The sequence below is a fragment of the Pseudomonas antarctica genome, assembly GCF_900624995.1.
Lineage (GTDB): Bacteria > Pseudomonadota > Gammaproteobacteria > Pseudomonadales > Pseudomonadaceae > Aquipseudomonas > Aquipseudomonas antarctica.
The window spans coordinates 1-9,117 of sequence record NZ_UYXQ01000141.1 but is presented as its reverse complement, the minus strand read 5'-3'; the positions used below and the strand labels follow the sequence as shown (position 1 = coordinate 9,117).

Annotated in this window: 7 protein-coding genes; 6 read left to right on the top strand and 1 reads right to left on the bottom strand. The window is 61.3% G+C overall.

Going from position 1 to position 9,117, the window contains the following annotated elements; translation table 11 throughout:
• Both E0F99_RS26880 and E0F99_RS26875 read left to right on the top strand, forming a co-directional pair.
• On the top strand, window positions 1–3,247 hold a 3,247-nt coding region (locus E0F99_RS26880; protein WP_130909029.1), incomplete at its 5' end, for an ATP-binding protein.
• Between the two features lie 134 nt (window positions 3,248–3,381).
• Window positions 3,382–3,804, top strand: a complete 423-nt coding sequence (locus E0F99_RS26875; protein ID WP_083359140.1) for an ANTAR domain-containing protein — start codon at window positions 3,382–3,384, stop codon at window positions 3,802–3,804.
• Here the strand turns inward: E0F99_RS26875 and dkgB are convergent.
• Entirely contained in the window at window positions 3,801–4,619 is an 819-nt protein-coding gene (gene dkgB, locus E0F99_RS26870; protein WP_083359139.1) for a 2,5-didehydrogluconate reductase DkgB, read from the bottom strand. The two genes, E0F99_RS26875 and dkgB, sit on opposite strands and share 4 nt — an antisense overlap.
• A 230-nt stretch (window positions 4,620–4,849) precedes the next feature.
• On the opposite strand from dkgB, the gene E0F99_RS26865 reads away from it, so the two are divergent.
• The 4 genes from E0F99_RS26865 to E0F99_RS26850 all read left to right on the top strand — a co-directional run.
• A complete protein-coding gene (locus tag E0F99_RS26865; protein WP_083359138.1) occupies window positions 4,850–5,488 on the top strand; it encodes a TetR family transcriptional regulator C-terminal domain-containing protein in 639 nt (212 codons plus the stop codon).
• A 148-nt stretch (window positions 5,489–5,636) separates the two neighbouring features.
• Window positions 5,637–6,428 (top strand): enoyl-CoA hydratase/isomerase family protein, encoded by a 792-nt coding sequence (locus E0F99_RS26860; RefSeq protein ID WP_083359137.1) that lies wholly within the window; start codon window positions 5,637–5,639, stop codon window positions 6,426–6,428.
• Window positions 6,429–6,455: 27 nt separating this feature from the next.
• Window positions 6,456–7,616 carry an acyl-CoA dehydrogenase family protein gene (locus tag E0F99_RS26855; RefSeq protein WP_083359136.1) on the top strand — a complete coding sequence of 387 codons (1,161 nt, stop codon included), beginning with the start codon at window positions 6,456–6,458 and terminating at the stop codon, window positions 7,614–7,616.
• 18 nt (window positions 7,617–7,634) lie between these two features.
• The coding region (locus E0F99_RS26850) for an acetate--CoA ligase family protein (protein ID WP_130909028.1) at window positions 7,635–9,117 on the top strand (1,483 nt) is incomplete at its 3' end.

The window sequence follows — 9,117 nt, the reverse complement described above, 5'->3', positions numbered from 1 at the left end:
AACAGCCAACGGTTTTAGGGCGGGCGACCCGCAGTTGGTCCTGTCTCGCTCCTACGCCAATGATCAACCGGTGCTGGTCACCCGCACCGGCGACGCCCAAGCCTTGACCGTTGATCTGGCAGGCAAACGCGTGGCAATGCTCTATCACTATATGGCGCCCGACGCGGTACAGGCCTTCTATCCCAAGGCGAGCCTGGAACTGTTTCCGTCTATTTTCGAAGCCATCGGCGCCGTCGCGTTTGGTGGGGCTGATGTCTATCTGGGCGATGCGATCACCGCCAATTACCAGATCAATCGCAATCATTTGAACAACGTGCAAATGGCGGATTTTTCCACGCTGGAATCCAATGCCTTCGCCTTCGCTGTTGCCCGGGATAACACTCGGCTGCTGCGCATCGTCAATACGGCTCTAAGGGCAATCCCGGCTAACGAGCAGATGGAAATACTGCGTCGTTGGAGCGGTGGCAACCTTGGCCTGCTGGGTGCCGAGCGGCTGCACTTGAGTAAGAACGAGCAGCGTTGGCTGCAGAAGCATCCGCGGGTCAGAGTGGTGGCGTCCGAACAGATGCTGCCGTTGGCATCCTTTACCGCACAAGGGCAACTGGACGGCTTGAGTGCTGACGTGTTGTCTCGGGTCAGCCTGCGTACCGGTTTGAAGTTCGATGTCGTCCCGGGCGGTTCGATGCCCCAACAGATTGACGCGGTCAGCACCGGCAGGGCGGACATGATGGCGGTGATCACCCCGAGTATCGAGGGCTCTGAGCAGGTACGTTTTACCCGGCCCTACCTGACCAATCCGCTGGTGCTTGTCACGCGTAGCGACGACCCCGCGACGATGACTTTGGAAGACATGCCAGGAAAACGTCTTGCGATAACCACCGGCAGTGCGCTGCGTGAAGTGATCAATCGCGATTACCCCGGTATTCACTTCGTGGAAGCTAAAAACCCGACGCAAGCCATGGCGTTGGTGGCCTCGGGGGCCGCCGAGGCTGCCGTCAATTCATTAATCAATGCGCGTTACCTTATCGCCCAATACCGCGACATCTTGCGCGTAACCAGCACTGTCGGCGCTGAACCGGCGCGTATGACATTTGGGGTCAACCGTGGCCAGTTGGAGTTGTACTCGATACTGGACAAGGCGCTGCTGAGCATCCCCCCCCAAGAAATGCATGAGTTGATCAACCAGTGGAGCGTTGACGTGATCGTCGAAGACCATTGGCTACGCCATCGCAGGGCGATCATTCAAGGCTTCGGCCTGGCAGCGCTGTTGCTGCTGATTACCCTGGGCTGGGCGTTTTACCTGCGCAGCCTGATACGCAAGCGTGCCCAGGCCGAACGCGCCTTGAGCGACCAGATGCGTTTTATGGGCGTACTGATCGACGGCACACCTCATCCGATTTACGTGCGTGACCGCCAGGGGCGGTTGATGGCCTGCAACAGTGCTTACCTGGAGGTGTTTGGTTTTACGCTCGAAGCGGTGATCGGCAAGACGGTCATACAAACCGATTCCGGCAACCCTCCGCAGGCAGAGTCTTTCCATGAGGACTACTTGCTACTGATGGAGCGTGGCGAGCCGCAGATTCATGATCGGGTACTCAAGTTGCCCAGTGGCAAGGTGCTGACCATTTACCACTGGATGCTGCCTTACCGTGATGGCGACGATAACGTCGTGGGCATGATTGCCGGTTGGGTGGATGTGAGTGAGCGCCAACGGCTGTTGGGCCAACTGCAGGAAGCCAAGGAAGAGGCCGACGCCGCCAACCGCGCCAAGACCACGTTCCTGGCGACCATGAGTCATGAAATCCGCACGCCCATGAATGCCGTGATCGGCATGATCGAGTTGGCCCTTGCGAACGCCGAGCAGGGCCGCGCCGACCGCGACGCCTTGGAGGTGGCTTCGGTTGCGTCCCACGGCATGCTGGAGTTGATTGGCGACATTCTGGATATTGCCCGGATCGAGTCTGGCCATCTGTCGCTGGCCTTGGAGCCAGCCAACCTGTATGAGCTGTTGATGTCGTTGGTGCGCGTGTTCGAGGGCTTGGCGCGGGCCAAGGGCCTGGCGCTGCAGGTTGAGCTTGATCCGCTGATTGATTGCCAGGTGCTGGCCGATCCCTTGCGGTTCAAGCAGGTGGTGTCCAACCTGCTGAGCAATGCCATCAAGTTCACCTCCCAAGGCCAGGTGCGGTTAGGGGCTCGCAGTTCGCCGGCAACAGACACTGGGCAGATGAGCCTCAGGTTATGGGTAGACGACACAGGTATAGGCATCAGCGCTGAAGACCAGCAGCGTCTGTTCAACCCATTTATCCAGGGGAGCAATACCGACCAGTCGGCGCGCAGTGGCTCGGGGTTGGGGCTGGTGATCAGTCGCAACCTGTGTGAAAAGATGGGGGGCAACCTGCAGTTGAGCAGTGGGCTGGGCCAGGGGACGCGGGTCGACGTGACGTTGGTATTGGCCAGGACCGTAGCCTTAGCGGTCGAGGTTTCAGCGCCTGGCCCGGATGCCCGGCCGGCACGTGCGCTGGACATTCTGGTGGTGGATGACTACCCGGCCAACCGCTTACTGCTGGCCCGGCAATTGAGCTTCCTGGGGCATCGCATCATCACGGCCGAGGACGGTGCCCAGGGGCTCGCGCTGTGGAAGACCAAGCGGCCTGATGCGGTGATCACCGATTGCAACATGCCCCTCAAGGACGGCTACACCTTGGCCCGTGATATCCGCACGCAAGAACGTGAGCAAGGTCTGCAACCGTGCCTGTTACTGGGGTTCACCGCCAATGCGCAACCGGAAGAAACCGAGCGTTGTCATCAGGCGGGTATGGATGCATGCCTGTTCAAACCGGCGGGGCTTGAAGACTTGCGATTGGCGCTGGCCTCACTCACCACCCGCTCCTGCGCAGTTGAAGCCGAAGTGGCGTTTGATTTGAGCACGTTAATCTCGTTGACGGGGGACGATCACGTCGCGCTGAAGGAACTCCTCATACCGTTGCTCGACAGCCTGGAAGCTGACCGTGCGCTTGTTCCCAGGCTGCAACAGTCGTTCAATTTTCACGCGCTGCATGATTTGGCCCACCGCGCCAAGGGCGGGGCGCGAATGGTAAAGGCCCAGTCGCTGATTGCCTGTTGTGAAACGCTGGAGGGTATCTGTCAACGCCAGGAGCGCAATGCACTGAGCTTGGCGGCTGACGCTGTGGATACGGCGATCGGCGATCTGCACGACGGCCTGAGTACTTATTGCAATCGACGTTGAGCGCGGTTGATGGCCATTCGGTGGTTTTGGGAGAACTCCTACGTGAAGGAGGAACAAGCCTGATTTTGTCTTCGGAATATGTCTGGAAAATGGGCGAGGCTCACTGACGAGTACAGCCTGCCCTGGGAGCTGCCATGCCAAATAAAGCACTGACCATCCTGATTGCCGATGAACAGCACCTGCAACGGCTGTACATTGAAAAAATGCTCAACCAGTTGGGGTATCACCGCATTGTGCCGGTGCAAACTTTCGAAGAAGTCCAGATTCTTACCGCCATCCCGGCGGAGCCCTTTGATGTGCTTATCATCAATGGAGGGCTGGCGGCCCATACCTGTGGCCCGCAGCCCCAGGTGCGGCACGTGCTGATCTACGACCACCAGGACCTGAGCGCAGTTGCCGGTGCGACGCCAACGGTGTTGGTACGGCTACCCGGCGCGCCGGACACCGTCAACCTGGAACACTTCATGGACATCATCGACCCACCCGAGGCCGCGCGCGGCCTGCGGGTATTGCCGTGGCTGCGGGAGTTATCCCGTCAGCCGGCAACCGGGGTTTAGTCCCACTTCGGTGCGATGCCCTTGGGGCTGGTCAGGCGATGGCCACGCTCCAGGCTGGCAATCTGTGCCATGTCGGCAGCATCCAAGGTCAGTTGCAGGGCCTTCAGGTTGCTCTGCAGGTTGGCGCGTTTGGTCGACGATGGGATCACCGCGTAGCCCAATTGCATCGCCCATGCCAGCGCCACTTGCGCTGCGGTGGTTTGATGGCGTGCGGCGATTTGCTGGATGACCGGGTCCTTGAGCACTTCGCCGTAGGCCAGGGTCATGTATGAGGTGACCTGGATGCCGTTGGCAGTGGCGAAATCCACCACTTTCTGGTTTTGCAGGTAGGGATGTAATTCGACCTGGTTGGTAGCGATGTTCTCGGCACCGACCGCCGCAATGGCCTGTTTCATCAGCTCAATCGTGAAGTTGGAAATGCCGATCTGGCGTGTCAGGCCCAAGCGCTTGGCTTCCAGCAGTTGGCCCATGAACGTGGCGACAGGCACCTGATCTTCAGGCGATGGCCAGTGGATCAGGGTCAGGTCCAGGTAGTTGGTTTTGAGCTTGCGCAGGCTTTCTTTAAGGCTGGGAATTAACTGGCCTTCGGCGAAATGGCTGATCCAGATCTTGCTGGTGATGAACAGTTCGTCACGCGGTACGCCGCTGTCGGCAATGGCTTGGCCGACATCCGCTTCGTTCTCGTAGATCTGCGCGGTGTCGATGACGCGGTAGCCCAGTTCCAGGCCGGTGCTCACGGAGTCGATCACCACCTGGCCTTGCAGGCGAAAGGTGCCGAGGCCGAAGGCGGGGACGTTTTGGGTAGGGATAGACATCAGTAACTCCTGAAGGGGCGTGAACAATGGAGTCGAGTATCCGCCCGTCGTTCCTTCGGAAAAACCGCCAGATTCGAAAAGGACTCTTTACCGCAAATCACGAATGCTGTGGCGAGCGAGCGGGCCTGTTGTTGTGAGTGTGCTTGTTGTGGCAAGCCCGCTTGCCACGGTCGCCGGGGTTTCGCGACTGATGTAGAGTCGTGCAGCCGACTCAACAAGGACACCGCCCCATGACCCAGGAATCCCGTTTCTCCCGCATGGAGCCGCAATTGCGCAAGGCCAAGCTGGTCCAGGCGACGCTGACGTGCCTCAAACGCGATGGTTTCCAGGGCGCTTCGATCCGCAAGATCAGCGCCGAGGCTGGGGTGTCGGTGGGCCTGATCAGCCACCACTACTCAGGCAAGGATGAACTGGTGGCGGAGGCCTACCGCACCATCACGGCCCAAGTCATGGGCCTGTTGCGCGAGACGATGGCCACGGCGCCGCCGGAACCTCGTGAACGGTTGTCAGCGTTATTTCGCGGCTCCTTTTCCCCAGCGTTACTCGACCCGCAACTGCTCGATGCGTGGTTGGTGTTCTGGGGCGCGGTCAAGACGGCACCCGCGATCAACCAGGCCCACGAACAGTCCTACGGCGAGTACCGCACCATCATGCGCTCTGCCTTGGCCGACATGGCCGAGGAGGCGGGTTGGCAGGCGTTCGACGCCGACCTCGCCGCCATTGGCTTGAGCGCCTTGCTCGACGGGTTGTGGCTGGAGTCGGGGCTCAACCCCGGCACCTTCACGCCGGAGCAGGGCATCCAGATCTGCGAGGCCTGGGTCGACGGCTTGCAGAGTGGCGGGCGCCAGCGTTATCAGCTTAAGCCCTGAGCCTTTCTCGCCGGCTGGACGCAATGTTCAGGCCGGTAATTCCCCTCTGAAACTATTTGCTGTTTGCCGATTGCCTCCTTACTGAACACTCGTTTAGTATCTCGCCATGTCGCACCCCTCAAGCCAATTAAAATAATTCGAGGAAGCCATGACTGCCGATTCGCCCGTGCTCACCGATGTGCAAGCAGGCGTTGCCTGGATCACGCTCAACCGTGGCCCGCAGCGCAATGCATTGGATATTCCAACCCTCAAGCATTTGCATGCCGTGCTCGATACGTTCAACAACGACCCTGCTGTGCGCGCGGTGGTGTTGACCGGCAGCGGCCGCAGCTTCTGCGCCGGTGCCGACCTGGCCGAATGGGCCGAAGCCGAAGCCCGCGGCGCCCTGCAAACCTATGGCTGGACCGAAACCGCCCACGCCCTGATGACCCGCCTGCACACTCTCGACACGCCCACGATTGCCGCGATCAACGGTACCGCTGTCGGCGCCGGTATGGACCTGACGCTGTGCTGCGACCTGCGCATCGCCGCCCAGTCGGCGCGCTTCAAGGCCGGTTACACCAGCATGGCCTACTCGCCGGATGCCGGCGCCAGCTGGCACTTGCCGCGCCTGATCGGTAGCGAACAGGCCAAGCGTCTGCTGTTCCTCGACGAGCTGTGGAGCGCCGATCGCGCACTGGCTGCCGGGCTGGTGGGCGAAGTGGTTGCCGACGAGCAACTGCACACCCACACCATGCAGTTGGCCACCCGCCTGGCCAACGGGCCGACATTCGCGTTTGCCCAGACCAAAGTGCTGATCCGCGAAGGCGCCGCCCGCAGCTTGCCCGAGCAACTGCAGGCCGAACTGGCTGCCGGGCTGTTGTGCGGGCGCAGTGCCGATGGCATTGAGGCCCTGCGCGCATCCACGGAAAAACGCTCACCGACTTTCTGCGGCCAATAACAACAACACCCCCGAGCAGGTAGCGCCATGAATTTCCAACTCAGCCAAGAGCAAGACATGTTGGTGGCTGCGGTACGCAGTTTTGTCGCCAAGGAATTACTGCCCCATGAATCGGCGGTGGACCGAGTCGATGAAGTTTCGACCGAGCTTGCCGCGCAGATCCGTGACAAGGCGATCGCTGCGGGTTTCTATGCCTTCAACATGCCCGAAGAGGTGGGCGGCGGCGGCCTGGATTACCTGTCCCAGGCGCTGATCGAACGGGAGCTGTCCAAGGTTTCTTGGGCGCTGCACGTGTTCGTCGCTCGCCCGTCCAAGATCCTCATGGCCTGCACCGGCGCGCAGATTGATGACTACCTGTTGCCGTGCGTACAGGGCAAGAAAATTGACTGCTTCGCCCTGACCGAACCAGGCGCCGGTTCCGACGCGAATGCGATCAAGACCCGCGCCATGCGTTGCGGCGACGACTTCGTGATCAACGGCAGCAAGCACTTCATCAGCCATGCCGGCCACGCCGATTTCGCCATCGTGTTTGCGGTGACCGACACCTACGAACACAACGGCCGCCAGCGCAATGCCGTGACCTCGTTCCTGGTCGATCGCGGCACGCCCGGCATGACTATCCGCCGTGGTCCCAAGTGCGTGAGCAACCGTGGTTATCACACCTATGAAATGTTCTTCGACGACTGCCGCGTGCCCGCGTCCAAGGTGCTTGGCGAGGTCGGCAAAGGCTGGGATGTCGCCAACGCCTGGCTGACTGCGGGGCGCGTGATGGTCGCCGCCAACTGCGTCGGCCAGGCCCAGCGTGCGTTGGATGTGTCACTGCAATGGGCGGCAGACCGCAAGCAATTTGGCCAGCCCATCGGCACCTACCAAGGCGTGAGTTTCAAACTCGCGGACATGGCCACGCAGATCCGCGCCGCCGAGCTGCTGACCCTGCACACCGCCTGGAAGATGGACCAGGGCAGCATGACCGATGGCGAGGCTGGCATGGCCAAGCTGTTTGCCAGTGAAACCCTGGGCAAAGTCGCCGATGAAGCCGTGCAGATTTTCGGTGGCATGGGCTTGATGGACGAGGGCCCCGTGGAGCGCATCTGGCGCAACGCGCGGATCGAACGGATCTGGGAGGGCACCTCGGAAATCCAGCGCCATATCATCGCCCGTGAATTGTTGCGGCCGCTGTTGCGCTGATCGGCGCGGAGAACGCTTATGTCCCAGGCTATTCGCGACAACCTCAAGCGCCTGCTGGCGCCCCGGCACTTGGCCTTCGTGGGCGGGCGCAGCATGGCACGTGCGCTCAGGCGCTGCGCCGACGGCGGTTTTGCCGGGCAGCTGTGGCTGGTCAACCCGCAGCACGACAGCCTTGATGGCATCCCGTGTGTGCGCCGCATCGCCGATCTACCGTGTGGCCCGGATGCGGTGTTTATCGCCACTCACCGTGAACTGACGTTGACCTGCGTGGCGGAACTCGCCGCCATTGGCACCGGCGGCGCGATTTGCTACGCCTCGGGGTTTGCCGAAGCCGGTGCTGGCGGTGCCGCCTTGCAACAGCAGTTGCTGAACGCCGCAGGCGACATGGCCTTGCTCGGCCCCAACTGCTACGGCCTGCTCGATTACCTGCACAGCTCGGCCCTGTGGCCGGTGGCCCATGGCGGTAAAACGGTGGAGAAGGGCGTTGCAGTGCTGACCCAGAGCGGCAACTTCGCCTACAACTTGTCGATGAGCGACCGCTCGCTGCCGGTGGCCTACATGGCGTCGGTGGGCAACCAGGCGCAATTGGGCGTTGCCGAATTGATGGACGTGTTGCTTGATGAGCCGCGCGTCACGGCCATCGGCCTGCACCTGGAAGGCTTGAAGAATGTGCCAGGGTTCGCCCGCGCAGCGCACAAAGCCCTGGAAAAAGGCATCCCGATCATCGTGTTGAAAACCGGTGTGTCGCAGATCGGCGCCGAGCTGGCGTTGAGTCACACCAGTTCGCTCTCGGGCTCCGATGCGCTCTACGACAGCCTGTTTGCACGCTTGGGTGTGATCCGGGTCAGCGGCCCGGTGAGTTTTGTCGAAACCCTGAAAGCCGCTGCTTGCGGCAATCTCCCTGGCGGCAACAGCCTTATCGCCTTGGCCTGCTCGGGCGGTGATGCAGGGCTGATTGCCGACTACGCCGAGCGCAACCATCTGACCTTGCCGAAACTGGATAACGACCAGCGCAGTGACCTGGCACAGGTGCTGCCCAGCTACGCCAACCTGGTCAACCCGCTGGACTTCACCACCGCCATCTGGGGCGACCGCGAAGCGCTCAAGCGCATGCTCGACACGGCCCTGCGCACCGACGCGGATGCGGCCATGCTGGTGCTCGATTACCCGGCTGAATTTACCGGCGAGCGCAAAGAGTGCGACTTACTGCTGGAGCTGTTCTGCGGCGCGCTCAGCCGCCACGGCAAGACCGGTTTTGTCACCTCAGCCTTCCCCGAATTGCTGCCGCGCCATGCGCGCGAGCATCTGCACGCCCAAGGCATTGCCGCGCTGCAAGGTGTGGAGGATGCGCTGGCGGCGTGGGGGCGAATTGCCGATTACCAAAACAATCGCCGTGTGTTGCTCGAGCGGGGCGAGTCGGTGCTTGAACCGTTCTGCCCCAAGATCCTTGGGGGTCAAGCCCTGGCCTTGGATGAGTGGGCGTCCAAACAAGCCTTACGCG

Excerpts from the sequence above, each read along its gene's own strand:
- E0F99_RS26875 (WP_083359140.1), top strand. The coding sequence starts at position 3,382 with ATGCCAAATAAAGCACTGACCATCCTGATTGCCGATGAACAGCACCTG.
- dkgB (WP_083359139.1), bottom strand. The coding sequence starts at position 4,619 with ATGTCTATCCCTACCCAAAACGTCCCCGCCTTCGGCCTCGGCACCTTT.
- E0F99_RS26865 (WP_083359138.1), top strand. The coding sequence starts at position 4,850 with ATGACCCAGGAATCCCGTTTCTCCCGCATGGAGCCGCAATTGCGCAAG.
- E0F99_RS26860 (WP_083359137.1), top strand. The coding sequence starts at position 5,637 with ATGACTGCCGATTCGCCCGTGCTCACCGATGTGCAAGCAGGCGTTGCC.
- E0F99_RS26855 (WP_083359136.1), top strand. The coding sequence starts at position 6,456 with ATGAATTTCCAACTCAGCCAAGAGCAAGACATGTTGGTGGCTGCGGTA.